This is a genomic window from Streptococcus sp. zg-86, assembly GCF_017639855.1.
GTDB lineage: Bacteria > Bacillota > Bacilli > Lactobacillales > Streptococcaceae > Streptococcus > Streptococcus zhangguiae.
In genome coordinates this window covers 972,442-998,554 of sequence record NZ_CP072115.1, presented here as the reverse complement: position 1 = coordinate 998,554, position 26,113 = coordinate 972,442, and the positions used below count along the sequence as shown (strand labels likewise).

Genomic DNA, 26,113 nt, shown 5'->3' with positions numbered 1-26,113 from the left:
TCTTACAAGCCTGTCATTTTACACAACCCATATCCAATAGAAGCATTGGCTCCAAATTGAACTACCTGATTAGCCACTACTTGATCAAACTGATTCAGTAATTCTAGATTGTCATACTGGGAAACGACAATGAGGTAGAAAATCGTTTTATGCGGAACGACTTCCTCATACCATAAATTTTCACTCTTACCATTATTTAAACAATTTCGAGCCAGTACTGGTAGATCGTGTGCTTCGTACTCATCATTTGAAACGATTTGCAGATTATAATTTTTCTCAATATCCTTAAATAAGGAACTTGTACAAAGAAAGGTTTCTGTTAGCACTTGAAATTGAGTGGCCGCTTCTTGAGGCACTGCTAGTTTGTATGGCTTATCTCCTGCTGTTTCTGGCAAAGGCTGAGCTAACAAGTTAGCACTCAAAAACTTCAGCTGTCCTTGGCTCGTTTCTCGATCACTGCTACCAAAAATTGTATCGATTACGTCTTTATCTATTTTTTTATGTTCAAAAAACTCTCGTAAGGCTCCTTTTACACCTGAAGAGTTAATAGTTGGAAAATTTGTGACGGCATCTCTTTCAATTTCGTTGTCAATCACATTAAAATTTACTTCGCCATTTCCAACATGTAAATTTGTCAGACATTCTAAGATATATGCTTTTGCTTTCATACTGCTTTTTCTCCTTTGATTTTGATAATTGTATTATAACCGGCTATATCGGTCGAGTGAGGACCCTTTTGTCCCACTTCTCCATAAAAGACACTTCCTGCCTTATATAGTAGAATGTCTCTATTATGCCGATTGATGCCTTTTAGGTGATTCTTAGCCTCCCAATTGGTCAAGAGTTGTCGAACCATTTTCTCTTCAATGATAGCAAAACGATTATACTGTAGCTGATTCGTCACATAAATATCCGATAAGGCATAATTCCAAACAAGTCCTTTTGGAGTATGTTTTGAAAAATGCTGAGCAACAGATGTTTGTAATGAATCCTCTTTTTCTTGAACAAATACCTGAAATAGTGAGGATTTCTGCCCCAATGTGACGTAATCATTTTTCAACTCTCCATGTTGTAAGGTCACATAGACAGCAAAACTATAGTCAGGGTTCATATAATGAACTTCTCTTTTAAAAAGAGCGTCCTCTGTCCTCGCTTTACGGTTTCCTGTCAAAATATCTGTTTTAAAAATCTGTTCCTCTTTACAAGATGATGTGATATTATAAAAACCATTTCCATATCCTTCTTTGGCTTTGTAGTCTTCCCTCATAGGAAGCTCTAACAGCCCATGACTCGTCTGCACTGTTCTGTCTAAAGACATTGGCGAAAAGCTTGCTTGTGGCTCTTTGTTGTTAAAAGGATTGGGAATAATAATCTCTTTCCCATTTTTTAAGATAAAAATCGGTGAAATCCCGTGAAGCCAACCAAAAGACTGGGGGCTTCCTTGCAATCGAAAACTGGTCTCTCCTACCACTTCCGCCATTTTTTGTCGCTCTTCTTTACTATAATTGAACCCTTGTTTGATTAAATCATTTTGTTTTAATAATAGGTATCGAAGAGCTCCAAATATGGTTGTTTGTTCTGGATAAAAGTTACTGCGAATAAAATAAGGATTATAGTCTTCCTCAGAAGACTGATTCCGCCCTTCAAACCGGAACTGTCTCTCTGTTCCGAACGAGAAGGCTTCTAACGGCTTAAACATGACCAAATATGTTCTCACGACTCACGTTCTCCTCCCTTAAAGAATTTTATAGTACGTAAAATAGTTGAAAAATGCTGGACGCAATTTTCTTGCTCTTTTAGCTGTATTCTATACCTTCCTCCGTCTTCAATATAAAATATATAAGCAAGTTCAGCAAGTATCTCTACATACTGCTCAAATGATGCTTGATGAATGTGTGCAAATTGATTAGCAAATTTTTCCTGAAACTCTGCTAAAGACAGTTGATTTAATTGGGCCTGACCAAAGAGCAATTCAAATAGAACAGCCTGACTTTCAATGCTATATAGAAGAGATTGAAGTTGTTCTTCTTTTGTTCCTAATTCCTCCATCATTTCAAATAGTTTTTGAAATATCAGATGATTGAAAGATATGGAAAGTGATTGTCCACTATGCTTACTAATGGAGAGAGCTACTTGTCCCCCACCAGCTTGCTTTGCCTTCTGTAATTGCTGCTGTGCTTCTGCAAGCGTTTCGTATAGGGGGAATTTTTCATATCGAATAGCAACGCCAAGGGATATGTCGGACTGCGACTTATCCATCTGCTCTAGTTGAAAGATTTTCTTAAATGCACTGTGTAATTCATTACTGAAAGTAGGAATCATCGCTACTGGGGCTAAAAATAGTAAATCATCACCCCCAGCATAGATAGTCATTCCTCCATGCTGATTGATATCAGTAGCAGCTTTACTTGTATATTCTTGACACAGTTTTGAAAAGTTACGGATTTTCTTCACCTGCTCTGCTAACGGTAAATAGTTTCCTTCCTGATCCTGACACATGCTAGCTAAGAAAGCTCCCATGCGATCTCCATCCGAACTAATAACTGCGAAATACGGAAAGTGTTCTGTCTCTGTCGTATCTCTTGCGATATCCTCAATTGCAATAAACCGTCCTTCTTTTTGCAAAAAATTATCTTGGCTAGGCAGAAGTGGATTATCACGAAGATAGTAATTTCGGTCATTTTTCCGACCGATAAAAATGGTATCAAAAAGATTTGTATTCACGCTATTCTTTGACGCCCTCATCAGCTCAATGGCATCAAGCGCCCAGTTTAGCTCCTCTACTAGGCTTTTACCAAGTAAGGTCTCTTCATCAAAGATCACATAGTCCAAATGCAAGTAATGTTCCAAAAATATTCTTTTTTCTTCCGAACTCACACTAATATATTTTTCCATCTTCTTCTTTGTTTGCGAAATGAGAGACTCTAATTGGTCTTTTGTGGTATCTGAAATAGAAAAGAGAATCCGATCATGGAATGTCCCGATTCCATTTCTCTGTAATTCGTTTGTTTCAAAGTAGGGAGAAAAAATTTCAGCCTCATCTCCATACTCTTCTATCAGACTCTCACAGAACTGCCTTGTGACTTCTGAGAAAAAAGTGCTTGCGTACCACAATCCTACTGGTGAAATAGCTTTGCGAATCGTCTTAAAAATAGGTCCTATTGTAATTCCAACATATTTCATTTCTACTTCCTCTTATTCTTGAAAACTAACGTTTTGATTACAGGTGCATCAGGAAATAATTCTTGCTGCGTGACACTACGATTGTATCTCTTAATAGCATAATCTAAAAATTTCTGCAAATCAAACTGAGAAGGAGTCTGGAGGCGGATTGTTTTTTTATACCCCACTTTAAATTCAAATGTTTGGTCGTAGATTCTTTTGTCTATCTCTTTAGGAATGATATACACTCTATCATGTATGATTTTGAAAAAGAGAGGAGACGGAAAACGTTGAATGCTAAACCCTTTAGGTCTATGATTCACTCTAACTGTTTCAGGTTTCCGAGACTTTTCTCGATCTCTAAATGTCATACTACTTCCTACTCCTAAGACAGCTCGTACATATCTAGGATTCGTATTAATGCTATATTGGGATGAACGATAGCTTCCAAAGCTACTAACAAGCTTTTTCTGCTTTACTTCTGCTTTTTCATTATCAATTCCCTGATCATGCATATAGCAAAAAAGAGAGCTTCGTTGATAGTATTTGCCAGAGTTAATCCCACTCTTTGTTACCGTATAAAATTGCTGAATATAGTCTAGTATGTTTTCTGGTCTCTGTCCCCTACAGTCCATTTCATACAAACAGTCCAAGCTAAATTCCGTCTTTAAAATGCTACATATCTTTTCTCTGGTCATGTCTGGATTTTTCACCAGAAAACTGCCGTAGCCTTTTCCTTGTACTGTCCCGAAATTAGTCACTACAAAAAAACTTTCTAGATGTGCTTCAATCAACCTTTGTAATTCAGGAATAAAACAGGTAATCGTTAATTGAGGATTAGTAATTATCCAGTTTGCACTCTTTGCGTAATACATTGGAATGCGTTTCATTTGACTCTCCAATTCACAACTCTTACTGTCTTCAAACTGCATCTTATAATTTAAAGCATTCTCTGTTAGATAACAATCTAATGAAGCTGAGCTTCCTACTTTTGAGAGCAAGTATCGGTCAAATTTTGGTTTTACCTCACTAGCTCGGAGCGTACATCCTGCATGGTTATGTTGAAAATGAAGCATTGGAGACTGGTGTTCTAATGAGACCAACAGCTTAGCTCCTTTGAATTGTACCGCCATCTTATTTCTCCTTTTTTATAATGCGAAACATGCCAAAACCCATTGAGTTTTTTTCGCCTAAACCAACTTGATATAGAAAATCAAGTACCTCAGGCTTTCCAGAAATCAAATAGTCTCCACTCCAAGCAGTCATGATAAAATTTTTATATTTTGTCACAACTTTCCTAAAGGAGTTTGAGTGCAAGGGTTGAATTGAAAATGATGAATCAGACTCTACTCCATAATAGGCTTTGTATTTATTTTGAAAATTGCGTATCAAGCGACTACTGAACTCTTTTTCATCAGGTCGATAAAAGGTTGTCATGCCACTTTCCTTATCTGTCGAACGAGCGATCACAGGGGAAAGCATTCTAATCTGGTAGTCAGACTCTTCCAATGCGACCAAACTAACCTGTACATCCCTAACGACTAGTCTTTGTCCTGCTAGCTCTACTTCCTTATCTTCAAGCAGACTATTTACAATTTGCAATATCAAGGCTTGATCAATACTTCTAATCTGTAGCACTATAGTATGTAAAAATACTATTTTATCCTGAACAATCTGATACTGGCCTATTAACTGAGAAAAAGTAAATAACTTATAAATTCTTGTTAAACCTTTTGAAAACCCCTGATCATGTACAAATCTGGAAAAATCCGAATTTTTCCTTAACAGTGCATAAATCATCGATTGTACAAGATAGTTATAATTGATAGGTAATTCACATTTTCCTATAGCTTCTAGAACAATCTTTGCCTCCATGTCCTTTATGACCTCCAGCCAAAAATTTTATTACTGATTATCTTTATTATATATCAATTTTCTCATTTTTTATAGTAATTTGAGAACTATTTTTTATTTATGTTACAATCAAAAAAAGATGCTCCCTATCTTAGAAAGCATCTGTATGAACTTCTTATATCGCACTCATCAACCGAATCAGATAAACATTGAATCGTACCTGTCTGGAATAATAGATATTGCCACCATTCACATAGAGTTTGCCACCGTTTAACAGAGCCATGGGGTGATAATAGGTATAGGTTGCGGCGGTGGTATTCCCAAGACTAGGGGCAACCACTTCTCTTGAATAGGTCGTTGCTAGCTCAATCGTATTTTTCCCACCGTTTTGGGCAATGTAATCAATATAAGCTGGTCCATAATTATAGGCTTGAACAGCTGTCCAAACATCGACCTTGGCTTCTTCTGCAAAGGTTAGATTTTGAGTAAGGTACTCGACACCCTGGCGGATACTTTCCTTGCTATCTGTAATGGTATCTGCATATCCTGAAGCTGATTCGCTTGATTGCATGACATCAGCTTGCTGCCCCTTCGTTTCCGTGTAAATCATTGCTAGCACTAATTCTTCATTAGCCTTGGTATCATTTTCGGCCAAGATTTCCTGCACCATAGGTTGATAGGTCATGACCTGTTTGACAGCTTGGTGCACTTTGTAGAATTGGTAAGCTAGAAAAACAAGGACGATGAGGGCAATCGTTCTTGTTAGTTTTCTCATGTTATTTGCTCTTAATATCTTCTATATTCTTGATGAGGATAGAGTAAGTTCCGTTATCATTCTGAATAAATTCAACAGACTCAGCATCCTCATAAATAGTGGTTGGAACAATCAGTTCAATCCCATTTGAGAGGGATAATTTCTGATTTTCAAATTTTTTCAATTGTCGACTACTATCAATTTCCTCAAAGCTCACTCTTTCTGGAATGATATCTTTGAGCTCGTCCACAAATGTCAGGCGGGCAGTTAAGTTATCATCAAAAAGTTGATTGGCCAATTTCTCTGGTGATAGGGCATTGTCTTCTTCCAGATGATTGAAAATAGCTGACTTGATTTTGGATTGGAATTGGAAATCAGCTTGGTTGAAATTCTCTGCAATTTTTTGAGCTGTTTGCTCAACTGCCTTGATTGATTTCTTGGCTGAGATAACTGGATTGTCTTGTAGGACATTATCTGAAAAATAATTTAAGAAGGTTCCATTGTACTTAATCCGTTTTTCAATCAGATGGTATTTATAGTTTTGCAAGTTGAGAATCAGAGCTTCATCGGGAGCAGAACCTGCACTAGGCAGATTATTCTGAGTGAGTTTAAGGGGACTATCGCTTTCTGCCCCTACATGGACTAAATTTTCTCGAAGTGAGATACGTAAAAAGGCAAAATGTTCCACTCCGTTTTTCTCAAAGCGGACAAAAACCAAGTCGTTGGTTTTGAGATTTTCTGAGACGGAAAATTCTTCTTTCCACAGATTGGCAATCGAGACAGAACTCGCTAGCAAATCATCTGACAGATAGTCAAGAAAGGGGCTTTCAGCCCCCAATTGACCAGTCTTTGCTTCATCGGAATAGGAACGTTCAATCTTCTTTCGGAGATATTCCTCAATCTTTGGAGTAATCGTTAAGACCTTATCTGCTAGAATTAGTTCAGTATCTTCTGGACTAAACTGGTGAATAACGGCTTCTTTAATATAGATGTCCATGAAGGTTAAGCCTCATAAAGCGGAAAGGCATCTGTCAAGGCCCGTACTTCTTGGCGTACTTCTTCAAGAACTGCTTCATTGTCTGCATTTTCCAAGGCCTTAATGGTCAATTCAGCCACCTTGCGCGCTTCGTCAATACCGAATCCACGAGCAGTAATCGCTGCAGAACCAATTCGAATACCACTTGTCTTAAATGGTGACAAGGTTTCAAATGGAATGGAGTTTTTATTTAAGGTAATATGGACTTCGTCCAAGAGATTTTGGGCTACTTTTCCATTTTCAACGACCTTGGTCACATCAACAAGGAAGAGGTGATTATCTGTTCCACCTGTGATGACTTGGAATTTGTCATGCGCTAGGAAAACATCTGCCATAGCCTTGCTATTTGCAATGACATTTTGAGCATACTCCTTAAAGGCTGGATCTAAAACTTCCTTGAAGGCAACTGCTTTGGCAGCAATCACGTGTTCCAGTGGTCCACCTTGGATACCAGGGAAAATCGCTGAATTGATTTTTTTAGCTAATTCTTCATCATTGGTCAAAATCAAGCCACCACGAGGTCCACGGAGGGTTTTGTGAGTCGTTGTTGTCGTGATATGAGCATAAGGGACTGGATTTGGATGTAAACCAGCTGCGACAAGTCCAGCGATATGTGCCATATCAACCATAAGTTTTGCACCAACGCTATCTGCGATTTCACGGAATTTTGCAAAATCAATGATACGAGCATAGGCAGAAGCACCTGCAACAATGAGTTTTGGTTGTACTTCTTTTGCTTGGGCTAAAAGAGCATCGTAGTCAAGCAAGCCTGTTTCCTTATCGACATTGTAGGCGACAAAGTTGTAAGTTTGTCCAGAAAAACTAACGGCTGCTCCATGGGTCAAGTGACCGCCTGCTGCCAAGTCCATTCCCATGACCGTATCGCCTGGTTCAATCAAGGCCATATAGGCTGCACAATTGGCTTGGCTACCAGAATGAGGCTGGACATTGGCAAATTTTGCCCCAAAGATTTCCTTAGCACGCTCAATCGCAAGACTTTCCACGATATCTACGCACTCCGTTCCACCATAATAACGGCGACTAGGATAGCCTTCTGCATATTTATTGGTCAAAATAGAACCTTGAGCTGCCATGACTGCTTTTGAAACAACATTTTCTGAAGCAATCAATTCAATATTGTGTTGCTGGCGCTGTTCTTCTGCAGAAATAGCATCCCATAGTTCTTTATCAAATGCCTTGTAATCTTCTTTATCAAAAATCATGCGTTTTCTCCTTTAAATGTGAGTTCTGGTAGCTGAGCGAGAAGGTCCTCGCGAGTGATAGCGCCTTGGCGTAAAATCTGGGCTTCCTCCCCTGACAAGTCCAAAATGGTGGAATCTTGTCCTGTTAAGAAACCATCATCTTTTACCCCAATAACCTCTCCATGGAAGTCCTCTATAATCTGATCAAACAAGACACCACTGGTCTTGCCAGAAAGATTCGCGGACGGTCCAATCAGAGGTCCAAATGATGTAATCAAATCAAGTGTCACAGGGTGGCTAGGAATCCGAAAACCAACTGTCTTCATTCCAGAATTAACCCAGTGAGGAACTTGGTCATTTGCCTGTAAAATAATGGTCAAGGGCCCAGGTAAAAAACGGTCAACGAGCTTCGGTAAAAATGCTGGTTGATTTTTGGAAAAGGCTAGAACCTCTTCTAAAGAGGCAACATTTAAGTTCATCGCCTTATCTAGCGGGCGTTTTTTGAGATCATAGACACGCTGGACAGCTTCTTTATCTAAGGCTCGACCAAACAAGCCATAGACTGTTTCCGTAGGGAGTACGACTGCTCCACCAGTTTCTAAAATTTGTGCAATCTTATCCATGATCCACCACCACCATCCTATCTTGTCCAAATTGGTCTTTGAGAACGCGGACGCGTTTTTCTGGAAAGGCAGTTTGGAAAAGGTCTTTTACTTGTTGTCCCTGTTTATACCCGATTTCTAGGTAAATTTTCCCTTTTTCCGTCAGAAATTCTGCTGCTCTTTCTGCAATCTGTCGATAAATAGCAAGCCCGTCTTCTTCTGCAAATAAGGCTGTGTGCGGCTCTGAATGAAGCACATTTAAGCCAACTTCTTCCACATCTGCTCGTGCGATATAGGGGGGATTGGAGACGATGATGTCATATTGTCCCTTGATGTCCTGCCAAACATTGGACTGGACAAAGGCAAGTTCGATTTGATTCTGCTTTGCATTTTCCTGAGCAACAGCAAGAGCATCTAGTGAAATGTCTGAGGCTATTACCTTCCAGTTCTGCTGCACCTTAGCAAGACTAATTGCAATAGCACCGCTTCCTGTTCCAATGTCGAGTACCGCAAGGTTCGTTGCATTATTTTCTGTCAGAATGAGGTCAACTAGCTCTTCTGTCTCAGGACGAGGAATTAACACTCTTGAATCTACTGAAAATTCCAAACCATGAAAATTTGTCTTTCCAATAATGTATTGGGCTGGAACATGCTGGGCTAGCTGCTGAAAAATCATCTCTAACAGATTCTTATCGTCTTTCGTTACTTCTTTCGTCAGCAATAAAACAAAATCTGTCAGAGTCAGCTGCTTCAATGCACGAAAGGTATAAGCTAGACTTTCTGGCTCTTCTCCTATCTCATCCAACTTGCTTTCATAATGTGAAAACAATTGCGCGTAATTCATTATTTATTCAACTCTTCTAATTTTTGCGTTTGGTCATAGAGCACCAAGGCATCAATTACCTCGTCCATTTTACCAGATAAAATCGTATCGAGTTTTTGAAGCGTTAAACCAATACGGTGATCCGTCACACGGTTTTGAGGGAAATTGTAGGTACGAATCCGCTCTGAACGATCTCCCGTACCAATCGTTGACTTACGCTCTGCATCTTGCTCATCTTGGGCAATTTGGGCAAAGTGGTCGGCAACACGAGCCCGAATGACCTTCATCGCCTTATCACGGTTTTTCTGCTGAGTTCGTTCTTCCTGCATTTCTACCTTGATATTGGTTGGCAAATGGACAATCCGAACGGCTGTTGCAACCTTGTTGACGTTCTGTCCACCAGCACCTGAGGCATGGTAAATGTCAATCCGCAAGTCTTTTGGATCAATGTCATACTCGACCTCTTCGATTTCTGGCATAATCAAGACCGTTGCCGTTGAGGTATGAACACGCCCTTGGCTTTCTGTAACTGGTACACGCTGCACACGGTGGGCGCCTGATTCATATTTCAACTTAGAATAAACCGATTGTCCAGATACCATAGCAACAACTTCTTTTATCCCACCAACGCCATTATAAGAAGCCTCCATGACTTCAAAGCGCCAGCCTTGGCTTTCTGCAAATTTCTGGTACATGGTTAGCAAATCTCCTGCAAAGAGGGCTGCTTCATCTCCACCAGCTGCTCCACGGATTTCCAAGATGATATTTTTGTCGTCGTTTGGATCTTTAGGTAGGAGCAAAATCTTTAATTTTTCCTCGTATGCTTCCTTATCAGCCTTGGCTGTCTTGAGTTCTTCCTTGGCCATTTCTTCCAAGTCCGCATCACCAGAAGCATCCTTGATCATTTCCTCGGCATCAATGATGTTTTGAAGCACCTTTTTGTACTCACGGTAGGCTGTTACCGTATCACGGGTTGCCGCTTCTTCCTTTGACAACTCCATAAAACGCTTGGTATCGCTGACGACATCTGGATCACTTAATAACTCTCCAAGTTCGTCATAGCGATCTTCTACCGCCTGTAATTGATCATAAATATTCATCTTTTCTCCTATCTTTCTGGTGCAAAATAGTGTCTACGACACACAGGGATATAGGTTTCATTGCCCCCAATTTGAATCTGCTCTCCCTCATAAACCGGCTCACCATTCACTGTGCGCAAGACCATAGTTGCCTTTTTGGAACAATATTGACAAATGGTCTTAATCTCATCTAGCTTATCAGCTAAAAGGAGCAAGTGCTTAGAACCTTCAAATAAGTCATTGCGAAAATCATTTTTGAGACCGAAGGCCATGACCGGCACATCTAATTCATCAACCACACGCGCAAAATCATACACATGTTGCTTGGTCAAAAACTGAGCTTCATCAATGAGCACACAGTAGGGTTTTAAGGACAAATTTGCAATGTAATCATAGACATTCATCTCCGTTGTAATGGCAACTGCTTCTCGCTGCATTCCGATACGACTAGCAACCACTCCCACACCTGCGCGTGTGTCCAACGCTGAGGTCATGATAACCACATTCTTGCCCTGTTCCTCGTAGTTATGCGCCACTTTCAAAATCTCAATGGTCTTTCCAGAATTCATGGAGCCATATTTAAAATAAAATTGAGCCACTTTTTTCTTTCCAATCTATCAAACTCATTCATTCCATTCTACCATAAATTCAGCAAATGCGGTACTAGAGAAAATGAAAAAAGCGTTTCCGTTCAGCTATCGCTCTACTAATAAATATGCTATACTAGTCCTAGTAAAGAAAAAGGAGAATCTTATGCCATTTGTACGAATTGACTTATTTGAAGGACGGACTGAAGAACAAAAAATTGCCTTAGCACGTGAAGTGACAGAAGTCGTCTCTCGTAATACCAATACTCCAAAAGAAGCCATTCATGTCTTCATCAACGACATGCCAGAAGGCACCTACTACCCTCACGGCGAAATGAAGCGGAAAGGGTAGAACCTGCTAGACTAATTTTAGACTTGTCCACGCAAGTCTCGGATTGAAGAAAAAGTCCATCTTGGATAAGTTTCTTCAATCTTTTTTCTTTTGCTTGAAAAAATACTTAACAATACTGCTCTACCAACATTTCTAAGTGTTTCTATTATATGGGAGTCAACTTCAAAAATATGATGAAGTATTTTCGATAACATCATGCAGATAAGCAACTGCCTGTTCGTCATCTGTTTTTATAAAACTAGTCACCATTTTGGGATGATCAATATAACTTTATCCGTTTGACGTTTAAGAGCTTTAGTTGTAAGATTACTAGCATTCATGTAGCATTTACTCCTGAAATGAACATATTAGCTTCTCGTTCGGTCACTTCCTCGTAATCTGAAAAATCTCCAAAAAATAAACGGTCATACCATGCCTCATTCTCCACCCAACCATCAGACACAGAATAAACCTCCGTTATCCCATTACAATAACGAACAATTTTAGAATGTTTCGTTTTAATAAAGAAATACTTTGCCTCCATAGTCTATCTCACCAACCTATACTTGTCCTGCTGTTATATGCATTAGCTACTATTCTATAATAAATATGATTCTATTATACCAAAAAAAGCCTTGGAAAGCTCCAAAGCATTGGTATATTATAGTGGATTGAGAAAGGAATAGGACAAGACAAGGAGCTGCAGATAGAACTGGCGTTCATCAAAGCGACTTAACGATGCCCTAACCTTTATTCAATTCACTATATCTTAATCTTTTTCTGCTCGTTTGGCAATACTACGCAAGCGCAGATTCAGACAGATTCCACATATGAAAATTCCCACAACAAGGCCAATCCAATAAGCAAACGGACCTAGTGATGTCCGGCTATCAAGTAAAAAGGCAATCGGGAAGGTCATACTCCAGTAAGAGACAAGCCCAATAATAAAGGGAATCGTCGTATCCTTGTAGCCTCGTAAAATACCTTGTATCGGTGCTGTAAAAGCATCAGCCAATTGGAAAAACAGGGCATAGGTCAAAAATTGAGACGTTAGCCCAATAAAGGCTGGATCATGACCATACAGAGTTGCCACCATTGGTCTAAAGAAATACAGGAAAGACAAGGTTAGGGAGGCAAAACCGAATGCACTCAAACGGCCCAAACGACTATATGCTCTGACATCTTGATAACGCTTGGCACCAATTTCATAAGAAATCACAATTGGTAGAGCTGAAGAAATACTCAGTGGGAAGGCATAGAGCAAGGTCGCAAAGTTCATAGCAGCTTGGTGTGAGGCAATGACCTGTGAAGAGAATTTAGACATATAGAGTCCAACAACAGCAAAAATCGCTACTTCCGCAAAAATCTGTAATCCAATTGGCAGGCCGATTCTCAAATCTTCTTTTATAAAGGACCAATCAAGGGCGCTAATCTTCCAAATTTGATATTCCTTGATTTTGGGATGACGATACATCACCATAAGGACAATCAGCAGAACCGCCCAATAAGAAAGGGCTGTTCCCAATCCTGTACCTGCTCCTCCCAGTCTTGGTAAGCCCCATCTTCCATAAATCAACAGATAATTGAAAAAGGAGTTAAAAGGCACAATCAAGAGCATCAAATACATGGATAGTCTTGTTAAGCCAAGAGAATCAAAAAAGGAACGAAAAACGCTAAATAACAAGAGAGGAAAAATCCCAATCGAAATGTAAAAAAGATAGCGCTCTGCAACTTGAAAGACTGCCTTTTCCAGATGAAGCATTCCCAAAATAGGCACAGCTCCTCCAAAGACAAGAAGCAGTAAAATCAGAGCAAGACCAAGGGCTAAATAGATAAATTGGTGTAGCTCTTTACGAATAGATTCCTTAGCACCGCTGCCTAAATGCTGTCCAATAATAGGAACAAGAGCTGAAACAATTCCCGTCGATAAGGCAAAAAAAGGATTCCACAAACTAGTTGCCATCGAAACGCCGGCTAAATCAACCGTACTGTATTGACCAGTCATCATAGTATCGATAAAACTGGCTGAAAAGTTTGCAAATTGATAAATTAAAATAGGCACAAAAATCTGGATAAATAGGCGGATTTTTTCTCGCCAAGTTGCTGTTTGGTACATGAATACTCCTAGTTTCTAACATATACTATGTGAATTAAATAAAAGTTAAGACACCGTTAAATCGCTTTGCTGAATGTCAGTTCTATCTGCTGCTCCTTACCTTGTCCCATTCCTTTCTAAATCCACTATAATACCTCATTTTAAGAAAGAAATGAACAAATGTCAACTTAAAGAACATAAAAAGGAAGGTCAAGCATTTCTGCCAGCCTTCTGATTCTTGTATCCTACTTTCTTTCCATGGAAAAAGCTACTCTCTCGTCCGTAAAGTGAGCGAAAAAGCCGATCCCTGACCCAATTCACTTTGTACTGTAATCTGTCCATTGAGTTGATGAGCCAATTCTTGTGCAATATACAAGCCCAAGCCATAGCCACCTGTATTCATATTGCGAGAAGATTCTACGCGGTAGAGGAGTTTAAAAATCTTATGCAATTCTTCCTTAGGAATACCTTGTCCTTGGTCTTCAACGGTGATTTTGAGCTGGTCATCCGTTAAGACAGCATGAATTTGCAAGGGCGATCCACTCGGAGAATATTTGAGTGCATTGCTAACGAGATTGACTAAAATGCGCAAGAGCTTATCATAATCACTTATTATTTTAGCAGAGGCAGGTTCTACCTGAATGTCCACCTCTCGACCTTCTTGGTCCAACTTCAATTGAAACTCTGACAAGGTATCAATTAGTAGCTTATCGATAAAAATAGCTTGTAAGGGGCCTTCTTCTCGCTCAAGAGCGTTGAGAGTGACATTATTGAGAGATTCGACCAATTTATTGAGCCGATCTGTCTGCCTACGAATGGTTTTGAGATAATAATCGCGTTCATTTTCTAAAATCAGACCATCCAGCATTCCCTCAACCGTCGCCTGAATAGAGGTAATCGGTGTTTTAATATCGTGCGAGAGCTGCGCAATCATCGTATTTTTTTCTTTTTCGCTGATCTCTAATGACTGAAAGCTATCCTCTAACTTTGAAGTCATGGTATTTAAGGTTTGAGCAAATTCCTGAAATTCAATCGGGCTTTGAATATCATCAATGGTTTCAAAATGATTTTGAGAAATTCCTTCAATATGCTTAGTTAGCTTTTCTAAGGATGTAAACACCCGACTCATCAACATCAGACTGACAAAAGCACCAACAAGACTAGCAACAAGCGTTGTCAACAGAATAAAAATTTCCCCTTTTTCAGGAATCAGCATCCGATTGACAGCCCACATGAGTGATAAGAAAATAATCAAGGTGGAGGTCAAATAGCCGATAAGAATAAAATATTTTAATTTCATTTATACCTCCAATTTATACCCTAGACCCCAAACCGTCTTGATAGTCGGCGTTTCAGAGGTCGCATATTTTGCAAGAGCATTCCGAAGACCATGGATATGGACATTAAGCGTATTAGTATCATCAATATATTCTTCCTGCCAGACACGGTCATAAAGCTCTGTTTTTGAAAAAACACGTTGCGGATTGCTCAACAAAATCCAAAGGAGATCAAATTCCTTATTGGTCAAGTTTAATTCCTTATTTTGGATAAACGCTTGATGCGTGATCTGGTTAATTTTTAAATCACCCACTTGAATATGGTCTTCCTGATGCTGATGACGATGAATACGACGCAGGATATTATTGACTCGCAAGACCAATTCTCGTGGACTAAAGGGTTTACTGATAAAGTCATCTGCTCCCAAGCTGAGCGAGTAAATCTTATCCATATCAGAGGTTTTTGCGGTAATAAACAAAAATGGCTGGTCAGGCGTGATAGCTTGAACTTCACTCATCAAGTCATAGCCATCCATAATAGGCATCATGATGTCCGTGATAATCAAGGCAATGGATTCTTTTTTATAAAGTTCTAGCGCTTCGGCTCCATTGTGGGCAATATGAACTGTATAACCTTCTTGAGACAAATAGCGACAATTGATTTCTGTAATCTCAATCTCGTCATCGACCAATAAGATTGTTTTATTCATCACAAATCCTCCTTTATGCAAAATAGTGCTATACTTCTGCAAGTATAACACTATTGTGGCAAATCTTTCAAGTCATACTCTCAAAAAAACTTAGTCAATATCCTATTCTTATTGGACAAGCAAATTTTTTCTAAGTAGACAAGAAATCATTGAATGTCATTCGTTTTCTGATTTTTTACGTAAAGCAAATCCTGCAAAGCTAGCCAAGGCCATTCCAATCAGCGTAAGGGTAGCTGAACTTTCTGATCCTGTCTGTGGCAACTCTTTTTTCATCATCTTGTCATCCATCATTGCTGCTGTATTTTGTTTCATATTAGTCATTGGATGAACTTGATCTACTTGAGCCTTCATATTCTCTTGCATAGGAGTTTGAGAATTTTGCACCATGTTATTTGGCATGGCTGGTGCAGTTGGAAGTTGATTTTGTTCAGTTTGTTTTTCTATCTTGCGAGTAGAGCCTCCAAAACCAAATATAGATAGGAATACTTGGCGAGTTGCTACAACATTGCTTTCATCAGCTTTACCGTCTTTGTTTCCGAAGACCTTAACGGTTGCAGTATAGGTATGAGTTCCAGCTGCTTTTAATGCGTTAAGTAATTCTTGACCAGTTTTGCCAGTTGCAGGTCCGTCAAGGGCTACTTGGTAGAAGTATTGACCATTTGTCAAACTTTCAAGTGCTTGTAAAGCTGGGTTCATCGCTGAACCGTTGTCAGACCATGGAGCTGTCTCAGAAGCCTTAAGCAATAAGCGAGTAAGCATGCCGTCCCCACCGAAGAATTCAAATGGAATTGTTCCGTTTACCCCAGCAAGGAAAGGACCTGTGCCGTCTGCGTTGGCCTTTTCAAGATAGGCTGCTGGTACTTCTGTCTTCGCCTTAAGATTCAACTCAATAGCATCTTTCACATTTTCAACAGCAGTTAAACCATTGATTGTCACTTTCACTTTGCGAGTTGCCACAACATTGTCTTCGTCAGCCTTACCGTTTTTGTTTCCAAATACATTGACTGTTGCAGTGTAAGTGTTCGTACCAGCTTTTTTCAATGCATCAAGCAAGTCTTTACCAGTCTTCATAGCAACATCTTCTCCCTCAAGAGATACTTGGTAGAAGTATTGCCCTTTTGCAAGTTTATCAAGTGGCAAGATAGGAGCGTTTTTAGCTGAACCATTATCAGACCAAGGAGCTGTCTCAGAAGCCTTAAGCAGTAAGCGAGTGAGCATGCCATCGCCACCGAAGAATTCAAATGGAATTGTTCCATTAACACCTGCAAGGAATGGACCTGTGCCGTCTGCGTTGGCCTTTTCAAGATAGGCTGCTGGAACTGTTGTTTCTTCTTTGATGTTGCCCTCGACAGCTTTCTTCACATCTTCAACAGCAGTCAAGCCATTGATTGTCACTTTCACTTTGCGAGTTGCTACAACATTGCTTTCGTCAGCTTTACCGTCTTTGTTTCCAAATACATTGACTGTTGCAGTGTAAGTGTTCGTACCAGCTTTTTTCAATGCATCAAGCAAGTCTTTACCTGTCTTCATAGCAACATCTTCTCCCTCAAGAGCTACTTGGTAGAAGTATTGCCCTTTTGCAAGTTTATCAAGAGGTAAGATAGGAGCATTCATGTCTGAACCGTTGTCAGACCATGGAGCTGTCTCAGAAGCCTTAAGCAATAAGCGAGTAAGCATGCCGTCCCCACCGAAGGCTTCAAATGGAATTGTTCCGTTTACCCCAGCAAGGAAAGGTCCAGAACCGTCAGCGTTAGCTTTTTCAAGGTAGGCAGCAGGAACAGTTGTTTCAGCTTTGATGTTTTCAGCGACAGCTTTTGTCACACTTTCAACAGCGGTCAATCCATTGATGTTCACTTTTACTTCACGAGTTGCGACTACATTGCTTTCATCAGCTTTACCGTCTTTGTTTCCGAAGACTTTAACGATTGCAGTGTAAGTTTGCGTACCAGCGTCTTTCAATGCGGTAATTAATTCTTGACCTGTCTTATCAGCAACTTCTTTAAGAGAAACTTGGTAGAAGTATTGACCTTTTGCAAGTTTATCAAGAGGTAAGATAGGAGCGTGCATGTCTGCACCGTTGTCAGACCAAGGAGCATTTTCAGATGCTTTAAGGAGCAAGCGAGTAAGCATGCCGTCTCCACCGAAGGCTTCAAATGGGATTGTTCCATTAACGCCAGCAAGGAAAGGTCCAGAACCGTCAGCGTTAGCTTTTTCAAGGTAGGCAGCAGGTAGAGTGGTTTCTGCTTTGATATTGTCTTCAACAGCTTTCTTCACATCTGTTGCGGCAGTCAAACCATTAACGTTGAGTTTTACTTGACGTTCTGCTACAACATTACTTTCATCTGCTTTACCGTCTTTGTTTCCGAAGACCTTAACAGTTGCGGTGTAAGTGTTCGTACCAGCTTTTTTCAATGCATCAAGCAAGTCTTTACCAGTCTTACCTGCTGCTTCTCCCTCAAGGGCTACTTGGTAGAAGTATTGCCCTTTTGCAAGTTTATCAAGTGGCAAGATAGGAGCGTTCATCGCTGAACCGTTGTCAGACCAAGGAGCATTTTCAGATGCTTTAAGAAGCAAGCGTGTAAGCATGCCGTCTCCGCCGAAAGCTTCAAATGGGATTGTTCCATTGACACCTGCAAGGAATGGGCCTGAGCCGTCAGCGTTTGCTTTTTCAAGGTAAGCTGCAGGTAGAGTGGTTTCTGCTTTAATATTTTCTTCGACTGCTTTCTTCACATCTGTTGCGGCAGTCAAACCATTGATTGTCACTTTCACTTTGCGAGTTGCCACAACATTGTCTTCGTCAGCTTGTCCATTCTTATTTCCAAATACATTGACTGTTGCAGTGTAAGTGTTCGTACCAGCATCTTTCAATGCGTTAATTAATTCTTGCCCTGTCTTACCAGTTGCTTCTCCGTCAAGAGCTACTTGGTAGAAGTAAGTTTTTGGTGGCAAACTTTCAACAGGCAAGATAGCTGGGTTGTTTGCTGTACCGTTGTCAGACCAAGGAGCATCTTTAGCTTCTTTTAAAAGCGTACGAGTCAACATACCGTCTCCACCAAAAGCTTCAAATGGAATAGTACTATTAACACCTGCAAGGAAAGGTCCTGAACCATCGGCATTTGCTTTTTCAAGGTAAGCCGCAGGTAATTCTGTTTCAGCGTTAATCGTATCGTTGATTTCACTCTTCACGACATCAGGAGTTACATCCGTAGCAGGACGAGCTCTGAAAGGGCTCTCGTCAGAGATTTTTTCTTCTCCTTCAGTAGCTTTTATTCCAACTTCCTCTTCTTTCGGTCGTTGTTGTTCTAAAACCGGCTCAATTTCTTGCTCATCATTTATTTTTGGAGCTTCTTCATTCGCTTGAGGAGCACTTATTTCTTCTATTTTAGACTCTGAAATTTCATCCGCTTGAACACTTGTCTGATGTCCTAAGAAAATAACTAATCCGCTAGCAATTAGGACAGAAGCGACTCCTGCTTTAAACTTACGAATTGAAAATACTGTATATCGTTCTCTATTTGCCATTTCTGGTCTCCTTTAGTATTGATACACGTATTGTAGCAGAATATTCTTAAACAGATGTAAGCGAATTATTAAGTAATTCTTAAGTGTTTCTTATTTATTACTTATCTCGTTTTGTAAGAGATTTTGCAAATAGTCATCAATTGACATCAAAACCTCTGTAATTTCCTGACCACTAAAGATATGGTTTGCTCCGTCTACCACCTTTAATTGTGCATTCGGTATGCTCTCTGCTGCTCTCTCAGCATAAGGTAAAGGAACAACATCATCTTGATTTCCTTGGATAATCAGCGCTCTTGCTTGAATTTTTGACATTTGTTGGTAAATATCATAATCCAAAAGCCGTTCAAAATAGACTTTTCCAAGATTCGTCCCTCTATGATTGTAAATGTCTGGAATGCTAGCTGTCTCTTCAAATAATTCCCGTGCATCATCAAACAATACAAAAGCGGCATTTAAGGTCACAAGCCCCTTAATCTGCGGATTTTCACCCGCTACAAGGGTTGATACAACACCTCCCTGACTATACCCCATAAGAATGAATGCATTCGTATCCACATAGTCCTTATTACGCCAATAATTTAACACCGTCTGCAAATCTGATTGCTCGGTAAAGACAGACATATCCAGCATACTGCCTCCACTTCTACTTTGAGTGTTGCCTCCGACAAAGTCAAAAGCGTAGACCAAGTAACCCTTATGAGCAAGCTCTTCAGCATAGGAAGCGACAAATTCCAAGGTATTGTTAAAGCCGTGTGAAAAAATAATCATAGGCAACCGCTTGTCTTGATACCCTACTGGCGCAAATAGACGACCGTAAATCTGATTCTTATCCCGTGGAATGAGCACTTCTTCCTGCACAATTTCCTGACTGGGTGTTACCTTATCTGTTTTGGCATTTTCTTTTCTTGAGCTACTTTTAGCATCTGATTTCCTGGTCGAGGAATGACTGGATGAACTAGTAGCAGGAATAGATTGCTTGCTACAAGCACTCAGTAGTAACCCCATCCCAAGTATGGAAACCATAGCAAATATGACAAATTTTCGCTTCATCTTTCCTCCTATTCAAAAAAGAATCTGCTGAACGCTCTATTCAGTAGATTCTTATCTAGTATTAGTGGGCATCGCCATTCCAAATCGAATTTTTCACGATGACATAATCCACATGTTTCAAGCTCGAAATATCTTTGCCACCTGCGTAAGAAATGGAGCTTTGCAAATCTTGTTCCATTTCAATTAAGGTATCTTTCAAGTGTCCTTTAGCTGGCAACAAAATTTTCTTACCTTCTACGTTCTTATAAGCTCCTTTTTGGTATTCAGACGCAGAACCGTAGTATTCCTTGAATTGTTCGCCATCTACTTCAATCGTTTTTCCTGGGCTTTCAATGTGACCAGCAAAGAGTGAGCCAATCATGACCATGCTTGCCCCAAAACGAATGGATTTGGCAATATCACCATGGGTGCGAATACCGCCATCTGCAATAATCGGCTTGCGCGCAGCTTTGGCACACCAGCGTAGGGCAGCTAATTGCCAACCACCAGTACCGAAGCCAGTCTTGACCTTAGTGATACATACTTTCCCTGGGCCAATTCCAACCTTGGTCGCATCTGCTCCTGCATTTTCCAATTCACGAACTGCCTCAGGTGTTCCAACATTTCCTGCAATGACAAAAGTATCAGGTAATTCTTTTTTGATATGTTGAATCATTCGAATCACACTATCGGCATGACCATGAGCAATATCAATGGTAACATATTCTGGTGCATCGTCTTTCAACTGGGTCACAAACTCATACTCGTATTCTTTTACCCCAACTGAGATAGAAGCAATCAAGCCCTGTTCATGCATACGCTTGATAAATGGAATCCGTCCAGCCTCATCAAAACGGTGCATGATATAAAAATAACCATCTTTGGCCAATTGTTCCGCAACTTTTTCATCGATAATAGTCTGCATGTTTGCTGGTACAACAGGTAGTTTAAAAGTATGGTTGCCCAAGGTTACCCGAGTATCCGCCTCTGCACGGCTCTTAATGATACATTTATTTGGAATCAATTGAATATCTTCATAGTCAAAAATAGGGAATTCGTTAAGCATCTCAGCTCTCCTTTATGATAATGACCTACCTATGCCCTTTGGCATCGCTACGCCTTTCCTGACGCTTCCTTAACTTATTATACAGGAATGTTTGGTTTTTGTCAATTTCAAAACTTTATTACTTTTTAATATTCGTTTTTTATAAATATTTTTGTTTTTAAATATAAATATAGTTCGTTTTTTATTTGAATAATCTTTGAAATGTTCTCTTTTTGCTGAGCAATTAGAGAGTTCGAAGATACGCAATTCTCCAAAATAGGAGTATTTTTCCCGCAAAAAATCGCAATCTAACGACTGCGATGAGAGAAAATTATATCTTTGATGTTTCTCAATCAAATTCATATAACTGAGGGTAGTTAGCACATTCTGGATTTTTAGGATGACACACCTCACGACCGAAGTAAATCATCGCCTGATGAGCTTTGAGCCACAATTCTGGCGGCAATACTTCCATGACACGCTTTTCTGTTTCAAGCGGTGTGGCTGATTTCTTAACAATATCATGGTGCTTACAAATCCGACCAACATGGGTATCAACTGCAAAAGCGGGAATACCGAAGCCAACACTCATCACCACATTGGCGGTTTTCCGTCCCACTCCTGATAAGGCTTCTAATTCTTCTCTGGTCTGTGGTACCACACCATTATGTTGTTCTAGCAATTGTTGGGCGCATTCTTTTAGGAATTTTGCCTTGTTGCGATAGAGACCAAGCCGTGAAATATAGCTAGCAATTTCTGACTCACTAGCTGCTGCCATTTTCTCAGGGGTCGGTAGGGCTGCAAACAAAGCTGGTGTTGCTTTGTTTACCGCTGCATCCGTTGTTTGAGCCGATAACATGACTGCCACCAACAGTTCAAAATGATTACGAAAATCCAGACTAGGCTTGGCATCAGGATATAGGGCAATGATTTCTTCAATCACTTTTCTAGCACGTTTTTTTGATAAAACCATACACTCTCACTTCTTCTATTCTTCCTTGAATCTTATTATATCATATAGGGCAGAAGAAAGAAAAAAACTAGTTTGATGACTAAAATTCTTCCATTCTTCGCATTTCATTCTGCAACACATCACCTATTCATCTCGCATATAAAAACACCACAGAAAGTCTGTCAATGCGACGTCGTTTCTGCAGTGTTGCGTTTTATTTCCGATACATCTTAAACTGGAGGTAGAGATCATTGTAATCGCCTAGGAGTTTGCGACCGAGGTTGTCGTAGACTTCTAGATTTTTCAAGGTCTCTTCTGAAGGGTAGAATGCTTTATCGTTTTTGACTTCATCTGGCAACATTTCCTTGGCCTTAGTATTAGGCGTTGCGTAACCGATATACAAGGCATTCTGGTAGGCATTTTCTGGACGTAGCATAAAGTTAATAAAAGCATAGGCACCTTCAATATTTTTGGCTGTTTTTGGAATGACCATGTTATCAAACCAAAGATTTGAACCTTTTGACGGCACAACATAATGCAGGTTTTCATTACCATCTAGCATTTCACTTGCTTCACCTGAGAAACTCACAGCAATAGCAGCCGCATCTTGAATCATGTAGCCTTTGATTTCATCAGAGACAATCGCTTTGATATTAGGAGTCAATTCGTACAAGTAATCCGCTGCTTTTTCCAGCTCGTCTTTGTTACGAGAATTGAGACTGTAGCCAAGGGTCTGAAGACCAATGCCCATTCCCTCACGAGCACCATCTACCAACATGATATTGTCACGGTATTCTTCTGACCATAAATCTTCCCATTCCCGAGGAGGATGTTCGACCATCGTCTCATTGTAGACAATTCCCAAGGTTCCCCAAAAATAAGGAATTGAATAGTCATTTTTTTTATCAAAGCTCAAGCCCAGAAACTTCGGATCAATATTTTCTAGACCCTTGATTTTTTTCTTATCGAGCTTTACCAGCAGATGTTCATCCATCATCTTAGAAATCATGTACTCAGACGGAATGGTCAAATCATAGGTTGTTCCACCCTGGTGAATCTTGGTATACATGGCTTCGTTCGAATCAAAGGTCTGGTAATCAACTTTTATGCCTGTCTCTTCTGTAAACTTTTCTAGCAAGTCAGGGTCGATATAATCTCCCCAGTTGTAAATGACTAATTTTTCTGTCGTTCCCTCATTAGATTGACTTTCTAGTTGATGACTAATTCCAAAGAGAGCAAGAATAATCACGATAATACCGATTAAAAAAGAATACAATCGTTTCATTAGCTGGCCTCCTTTTCACGTGAAATGAAATAATAGCCCACCACCAATAAGATACTAAACAAAAAGACTAGGGTTGATAGGGCATTTATTTCAAGGGAAATTCCCTGACGAGCACGTGAATAAATCTCAACAGAAAGGTTGGAATAGCCATTTCCTGTTACAAAGAAAGTCACGGCAAAATCATCTAATGAATAGGTAAAGGCCATAAAGTAGCCGGCGATAATGGCTGGTGTCAAATAGGGCAACATGATTTCCTTGAGCATTTGGAATTGACTAGCCCCCAAATCATAGGCTGCAAGCACCATGTCATCATTCATTTCCTTAAGTCGTGGTAAAACCATCAGAACAACGATTGGAATTGAAAAGGCCACATGACTCAAAAGAACAGAGATAAATCCAAGTTGGAAGCCAATCACGGTAAAGAGAATCAGGAAGCTCGCCCCAATCATCACATCTGGTGCTACCATAAGAATATTATTGAGGGACAATAAAGTGTTCTGCCATTTTTGCTTGCTTTGATAGATATAAATGGCTCCAAAAGTTCCGATAACTGTTGCAATCAAGGAACTAAGAAAGGCCAATAGGAAGGTTTGAGCTAAAATCAGTATCAAACGACTATCACCCAACATAGAGGCAAAATATTCCGTAGTGAAACCTGTAAATCCGTTCATATCACCGCCTTCATTAAAAGCATAGGCAATCAGATAAAAAATCGGGAGATACAAAACAAGGAAAGTAATGGTGAGATAAACTTTTCCAAATTTTTTCATCATTTCTTCCTCTCTTTCGTTAGCCACATGGTCAAAAGCATGGCCAAAATTAAGACCACACCTACGGTCGAACCCATTCCCTGATTTTGGGTTGTAAGGAAATGTTGTTCAATCGCTGTTCCAAGTGTAATAACACGATTACCACCGATCAAACGGGTCAGCATGAACAAGCTCAAACTTGGAATAAAGACAGCTTGAACCCCACTTCTGACACCATTCATCGAGAGAGGAAAAATAACTTTTGTAAAGGTTTGCCAAGAACTAGCACCCAAATCACGACTGGCATAGATGAGATTTTGATCCAAATCATCCAAAGCATTGAAAATCGGTAAAATCATAAAAGGAATTTCAATGTAGCTTGCAACTGTGATAAAGGAAAAGTCCGTAAAGAGAATCTGCTGCGTTCCCAAGCCTAGAAAACTCAAAAATTGATTGATTGACCCGTATTGGCCAAAAATTCCAATAAAGGCATAGGCTTTCAAGAGCAAATTCACCCAAGTCGGTAAAATAATCAACATCAACCAGAGCTGCTTGTGTTTTAACTGGGTGAGAAAAAAGGCAGTTGGATAGCTAATCACTAAGGTCACGAAGGTAATAATCCCTGCATAGAGAATCGAGTTCATACTCATCCGCAAATAGGTCATGTTGGGAGAGTTGAAATAGGTCTGGTAATTCGCCAGGGTAAAATGCCCATCGATCCCCAAAAATGATTTGTAAATAATCATGGCAACAGGCGCCAAGACAAACAAGGCAATCCAAAGGGCGTAGGGAAGAACGAACAAGCTAGAGGTTTTCTTCATTTCGTTCCTCCTCAATCGCATTGATCAAGCCATCTTCGACTTCTTCAACTTCCACATATTCTTCAATACGGGCATCAAACTCTTCTTCGGTTTCATTGAGGCGCATGATATGAATATCTTCTGGTTCAAAGTCTAGTCCAATCACCTCGCCTTCAATCGCCTTACGGGTCGAATGAATCATCCACTCATTGCCCAAATCATCATAGGCGATAATTTCATAATGAACCCCACGAAAGAGTTGAGTATCCACCTTAACCTTTAATTTTCCTTCTTCTGGCAAGGTAATTTGCAAGTCTTCTGGACGAATGACCACCTGAACCTGCTCATTTGGCTTCATCCCTCCGTCCACTGCTTCAAACCGCTTACCGTTAAATTCGACCAAGTAGTCCTCAATCATGCGACCTGAAATGATATTGGATTCTCCAATAAAGGTCGCAACAAAATGATTGATTGGCTCATCATAAATATCGACAGGTGTCCCTGATTGGACAATCTCGCCTTCATTCATGACAAAAATCCAATCACTCATGGCTAGTGCTTCTTCCTGATCGTGCGTGACAAAGACAAAGGTAATGCCAAGTCGCTGCTGCAACTCACGCAATTCATATTGCATATCGGTCCGCAATTTCAAATCAAGGGCTGACAAGGGTTCATCTAGCAAGACCACTCGTGGTTCATTGATAATGGCGCGTGCAATGGCCACCCGTTGGCGTTGCCCACCAGATAACTTTTGAATAGGTCGTTTTTCATATCCTGCCAAACGAACCATTTTCAAGACTTCTGTTACCCGTTGTTCGATTTCTTCCTTGGGGATTTTTCGTAATTTAAGGGGAAAAGCCACGTTTTCAAATACAGTCATGTGCGGAAAGAGCGCATAGGACTGAAAGACTGTATGGACATCACGTTTGTTGGTTGGTACATCGTTGATTCGCTCACCATCCAGATAAATATCACCAGAAGTCGCATCTAGTAGTCCTGCAATGATATTTAAAATCGTTGATTTCCCTGAACCAGAAGCTCCTAAGAGGGTATAAAATTTCCCTTCTTCCAATTCAAAGTTAATATCTTTTAACACAACTGTTCCACTGTCTTCAAATACCTTTGAAACATTCTTAAATTCGATGATTGGTTTCTTCAATTCTCATAAATTCCTTCTTTATATGGATTACAGATTAGAGGCTCTGTTAGGCCTTTTCTG

Annotated in this window: 25 protein-coding genes and 1 pseudogene; 1 reads left to right on the top strand and 25 read right to left on the bottom strand. The window is 40.0% G+C overall.

The window, feature by feature from the left end; all coding sequences use genetic code 11:
• Positions 1-2 precede the first annotated feature (2 nt).
• The 12 genes from J5M87_RS04800 to J5M87_RS04745 all read right to left on the bottom strand — a co-directional run bounded on the left by J5M87_RS04800 (position 3) and on the right by J5M87_RS04745 (position 11,111).
• Positions 3-668: an RAMP superfamily CRISPR-associated protein gene (locus J5M87_RS04800; RefSeq protein ID WP_154608553.1), complete on the bottom strand. Its 666-nt coding sequence runs from the start codon at positions 666-668 to the stop codon at positions 3-5.
• Positions 665-1,717, bottom strand: coding sequence for a hypothetical protein (locus J5M87_RS04795; protein ID WP_160463265.1), 1,053 nt, complete (start codon positions 1,715-1,717; stop codon positions 665-667). The genes J5M87_RS04800 and J5M87_RS04795 overlap by 4 nt, the downstream gene beginning before the upstream one ends.
• Positions 1,714-3,183 carry a type III-B CRISPR-associated protein Cas10/Cmr2 gene (cas10, locus tag J5M87_RS04790; protein WP_154608554.1) on the bottom strand — a complete coding sequence of 490 codons (1,470 nt, stop codon included), beginning with the start codon at positions 3,181-3,183 and terminating at the stop codon, positions 1,714-1,716. The genes J5M87_RS04795 and cas10 overlap by 4 nt, the downstream gene beginning before the upstream one ends.
• Before the next feature lie 2 nt (positions 3,184-3,185).
• Positions 3,186-4,295, bottom strand: coding sequence for a hypothetical protein (locus J5M87_RS04785; protein ID WP_154608555.1), 1,110 nt, complete (start codon positions 4,293-4,295; stop codon positions 3,186-3,188).
• Position 4,296: 1 nt separating this feature from the next.
• Positions 4,297-5,037: a CRISPR-associated endoribonuclease Cas6 gene (cas6, locus tag J5M87_RS04780; protein WP_154608556.1), complete on the bottom strand. Its 741-nt coding sequence runs from the start codon at positions 5,035-5,037 to the stop codon at positions 4,297-4,299.
• Positions 5,038-5,191: 154 nt separating this feature from the next.
• The gene (locus J5M87_RS04775; protein ID WP_154608557.1) at positions 5,192-5,791 is read right to left on the bottom strand and encodes a lysozyme family protein; all 600 of its coding nucleotides are present in this window, start codon (positions 5,789-5,791) and stop codon (positions 5,192-5,194) included.
• A 1-nt stretch (position 5,792) separates the two neighbouring features.
• Complete coding sequence (locus J5M87_RS04770; RefSeq protein WP_154608558.1) at positions 5,793-6,767, bottom strand: nucleoid-associated protein; 975 nt, start codon at positions 6,765-6,767, stop codon at positions 5,793-5,795.
• Between the two features lie 5 nt (positions 6,768-6,772).
• Positions 6,773-8,029: a serine hydroxymethyltransferase gene (gene glyA / locus J5M87_RS04765; protein ID WP_154608559.1), complete on the bottom strand. Its 1,257-nt coding sequence runs from the start codon at positions 8,027-8,029 to the stop codon at positions 6,773-6,775.
• Positions 8,026-8,631: an L-threonylcarbamoyladenylate synthase gene (locus J5M87_RS04760; protein WP_154608560.1), complete on the bottom strand. Its 606-nt coding sequence runs from the start codon at positions 8,629-8,631 to the stop codon at positions 8,026-8,028. Before J5M87_RS04760 ends, glyA begins: the two co-directional genes overlap by 4 nt.
• Positions 8,624-9,454: a peptide chain release factor N(5)-glutamine methyltransferase gene (gene prmC, locus J5M87_RS04755; RefSeq protein WP_154608561.1), complete on the bottom strand. Its 831-nt coding sequence runs from the start codon at positions 9,452-9,454 to the stop codon at positions 8,624-8,626. Before prmC ends, J5M87_RS04760 begins: the two co-directional genes overlap by 8 nt.
• Positions 9,454-10,533 carry a peptide chain release factor 1 gene (prfA, locus tag J5M87_RS04750; protein WP_154608562.1) on the bottom strand — a complete coding sequence of 360 codons (1,080 nt, stop codon included), beginning with the start codon at positions 10,531-10,533 and terminating at the stop codon, positions 9,454-9,456. Before prfA ends, prmC begins: the two co-directional genes overlap by 1 nt.
• Positions 10,534-10,541: 8 nt before the next feature.
• Positions 10,542-11,111 carry a thymidine kinase gene (locus J5M87_RS04745; protein WP_119876664.1) on the bottom strand — a complete coding sequence of 190 codons (570 nt, stop codon included), beginning with the start codon at positions 11,109-11,111 and terminating at the stop codon, positions 10,542-10,544.
• A 154-nt stretch (positions 11,112-11,265) separates the two neighbouring features.
• Between J5M87_RS04745 and J5M87_RS04740 the strand changes: the two genes are divergently transcribed.
• The gene (locus J5M87_RS04740; protein WP_154608563.1) at positions 11,266-11,451 is read left to right on the top strand and encodes a 4-oxalocrotonate tautomerase; all 186 of its coding nucleotides are present in this window, start codon (positions 11,266-11,268) and stop codon (positions 11,449-11,451) included.
• 174 nt (positions 11,452-11,625) lie between these two features.
• Here J5M87_RS04740 and J5M87_RS09865 read toward each other — a convergent pair.
• The 13 genes and pseudogenes from J5M87_RS09865 to J5M87_RS04680 form a co-directional block, all read right to left on the bottom strand.
• Positions 11,626-11,718, bottom strand: a pseudogene (locus J5M87_RS09865) (GTP pyrophosphokinase); the annotation flags it as partial.
• A gap of 49 nt (positions 11,719-11,767) precedes the next feature.
• The gene (locus tag J5M87_RS04735) at positions 11,768-11,974 is read right to left on the bottom strand and encodes a hypothetical protein (RefSeq protein ID WP_154608564.1); all 207 of its coding nucleotides are present in this window, start codon (positions 11,972-11,974) and stop codon (positions 11,768-11,770) included.
• Positions 11,975-12,199: 225 nt separating this feature from the next.
• Positions 12,200-13,546 carry an MATE family efflux transporter gene (locus J5M87_RS04730; protein WP_154608565.1) on the bottom strand — a complete coding sequence of 449 codons (1,347 nt, stop codon included), beginning with the start codon at positions 13,544-13,546 and terminating at the stop codon, positions 12,200-12,202.
• Positions 13,547-13,793: 247 nt separating this feature from the next.
• Positions 13,794-14,825, bottom strand: coding sequence for a sensor histidine kinase (locus tag J5M87_RS04725; protein WP_154608566.1), 1,032 nt, complete (start codon positions 14,823-14,825; stop codon positions 13,794-13,796).
• The gene (locus J5M87_RS04720) at positions 14,826-15,512 is read right to left on the bottom strand and encodes a response regulator transcription factor (protein WP_154608567.1); all 687 of its coding nucleotides are present in this window, start codon (positions 15,510-15,512) and stop codon (positions 14,826-14,828) included. It abuts the gene before it with no gap.
• 156 nt (positions 15,513-15,668) lie between these two features.
• Complete coding sequence (locus J5M87_RS04715) at positions 15,669-19,034, bottom strand: SSURE domain-containing protein (RefSeq protein WP_154608568.1); 3,366 nt, start codon at positions 19,032-19,034, stop codon at positions 15,669-15,671.
• Positions 19,035-19,124: 90 nt separating this feature from the next.
• A complete protein-coding gene (locus tag J5M87_RS04710) occupies positions 19,125-20,084 on the bottom strand; it encodes an alpha/beta hydrolase (RefSeq protein WP_154608569.1) in 960 nt (319 codons plus the stop codon).
• Between the two features lie 61 nt (positions 20,085-20,145).
• Positions 20,146-21,129 carry a GMP reductase gene (guaC, locus tag J5M87_RS04705; RefSeq protein WP_154608570.1) on the bottom strand — a complete coding sequence of 328 codons (984 nt, stop codon included), beginning with the start codon at positions 21,127-21,129 and terminating at the stop codon, positions 20,146-20,148.
• Positions 21,130-21,457: 328 nt separating this feature from the next.
• Positions 21,458-22,081, bottom strand: coding sequence for an endonuclease III (gene nth / locus J5M87_RS04700; RefSeq protein ID WP_154608571.1), 624 nt, complete (start codon positions 22,079-22,081; stop codon positions 21,458-21,460).
• 193 nt (positions 22,082-22,274) lie between these two features.
• Positions 22,275-23,345: an ABC transporter substrate-binding protein gene (locus J5M87_RS04695; RefSeq protein ID WP_154608572.1), complete on the bottom strand. Its 1,071-nt coding sequence runs from the start codon at positions 23,343-23,345 to the stop codon at positions 22,275-22,277.
• Positions 23,345-24,115, bottom strand: a complete 771-nt coding sequence (locus J5M87_RS04690) for an ABC transporter permease (protein ID WP_154608668.1) — start codon at positions 24,113-24,115, stop codon at positions 23,345-23,347. Before J5M87_RS04690 ends, J5M87_RS04695 begins: the two co-directional genes overlap by 1 nt.
• Positions 24,115-24,915 carry an ABC transporter permease gene (locus J5M87_RS04685; protein WP_154608573.1) on the bottom strand — a complete coding sequence of 267 codons (801 nt, stop codon included), beginning with the start codon at positions 24,913-24,915 and terminating at the stop codon, positions 24,115-24,117. The genes J5M87_RS04690 and J5M87_RS04685 overlap by 1 nt, the downstream gene beginning before the upstream one ends.
• Complete coding sequence (locus J5M87_RS04680) at positions 24,899-26,053, bottom strand: ABC transporter ATP-binding protein (RefSeq protein WP_154608574.1); 1,155 nt, start codon at positions 26,051-26,053, stop codon at positions 24,899-24,901. Before J5M87_RS04680 ends, J5M87_RS04685 begins: the two co-directional genes overlap by 17 nt.
• Positions 26,054-26,113: the final 60 nt, after the last annotated feature.

Bases quoted from the DNA above. Each gene is read 5' to 3' on its own strand.
- J5M87_RS04800 (WP_154608553.1), bottom strand. From the start codon at position 668: ATGAAAGCAAAAGCATATATCTTAGAATGTCTGACAAATTTACATGTT.
- cas10 (WP_154608554.1), bottom strand. From the start codon at position 3,183: ATGAAATATGTTGGAATTACAATAGGACCTATTTTTAAGACGATTCGC.
- J5M87_RS04785 (WP_154608555.1), bottom strand. From the start codon at position 4,295: ATGGCGGTACAATTCAAAGGAGCTAAGCTGTTGGTCTCATTAGAACAC.
- cas6 (WP_154608556.1), bottom strand. From the start codon at position 5,037: ATGGAGGCAAAGATTGTTCTAGAAGCTATAGGAAAATGTGAATTACCT.
- J5M87_RS04775 (WP_154608557.1), bottom strand. From the start codon at position 5,791: ATGAGAAAACTAACAAGAACGATTGCCCTCATCGTCCTTGTTTTTCTA.
- J5M87_RS04770 (WP_154608558.1), bottom strand. From the start codon at position 6,767: ATGGACATCTATATTAAAGAAGCCGTTATTCACCAGTTTAGTCCAGAA.
- glyA (WP_154608559.1), bottom strand. From the start codon at position 8,029: ATGATTTTTGATAAAGAAGATTACAAGGCATTTGATAAAGAACTATGG.
- J5M87_RS04760 (WP_154608560.1), bottom strand. From the start codon at position 8,631: ATGGATAAGATTGCACAAATTTTAGAAACTGGTGGAGCAGTCGTACTC.
- prmC (WP_154608561.1), bottom strand. From the start codon at position 9,454: ATGAATTACGCGCAATTGTTTTCACATTATGAAAGCAAGTTGGATGAG.
- prfA (WP_154608562.1), bottom strand. From the start codon at position 10,533: ATGAATATTTATGATCAATTACAGGCGGTAGAAGATCGCTATGACGAA.
- J5M87_RS04740 (WP_154608563.1), top strand. From the start codon at position 11,266: ATGCCATTTGTACGAATTGACTTATTTGAAGGACGGACTGAAGAACAA.
- J5M87_RS04735 (WP_154608564.1), bottom strand. From the start codon at position 11,974: ATGGAGGCAAAGTATTTCTTTATTAAAACGAAACATTCTAAAATTGTT.
- J5M87_RS04730 (WP_154608565.1), bottom strand. From the start codon at position 13,546: ATGTACCAAACAGCAACTTGGCGAGAAAAAATCCGCCTATTTATCCAG.
- J5M87_RS04725 (WP_154608566.1), bottom strand. From the start codon at position 14,825: ATGAAATTAAAATATTTTATTCTTATCGGCTATTTGACCTCCACCTTG.
- J5M87_RS04720 (WP_154608567.1), bottom strand. From the start codon at position 15,512: ATGAATAAAACAATCTTATTGGTCGATGACGAGATTGAGATTACAGAA.
- J5M87_RS04715 (WP_154608568.1), bottom strand. From the start codon at position 19,034: ATGGCAAATAGAGAACGATATACAGTATTTTCAATTCGTAAGTTTAAA.
- J5M87_RS04710 (WP_154608569.1), bottom strand. From the start codon at position 20,084: ATGAAGCGAAAATTTGTCATATTTGCTATGGTTTCCATACTTGGGATG.
- guaC (WP_154608570.1), bottom strand. From the start codon at position 21,129: ATGCTTAACGAATTCCCTATTTTTGACTATGAAGATATTCAATTGATT.
- nth (WP_154608571.1), bottom strand. From the start codon at position 22,081: ATGGTTTTATCAAAAAAACGTGCTAGAAAAGTGATTGAAGAAATCATT.
- J5M87_RS04695 (WP_154608572.1), bottom strand. From the start codon at position 23,345: ATGAAACGATTGTATTCTTTTTTAATCGGTATTATCGTGATTATTCTT.
- J5M87_RS04690 (WP_154608668.1), bottom strand. From the start codon at position 24,115: ATGAAAAAATTTGGAAAAGTTTATCTCACCATTACTTTCCTTGTTTTG.
- J5M87_RS04685 (WP_154608573.1), bottom strand. From the start codon at position 24,915: ATGAAGAAAACCTCTAGCTTGTTCGTTCTTCCCTACGCCCTTTGGATT.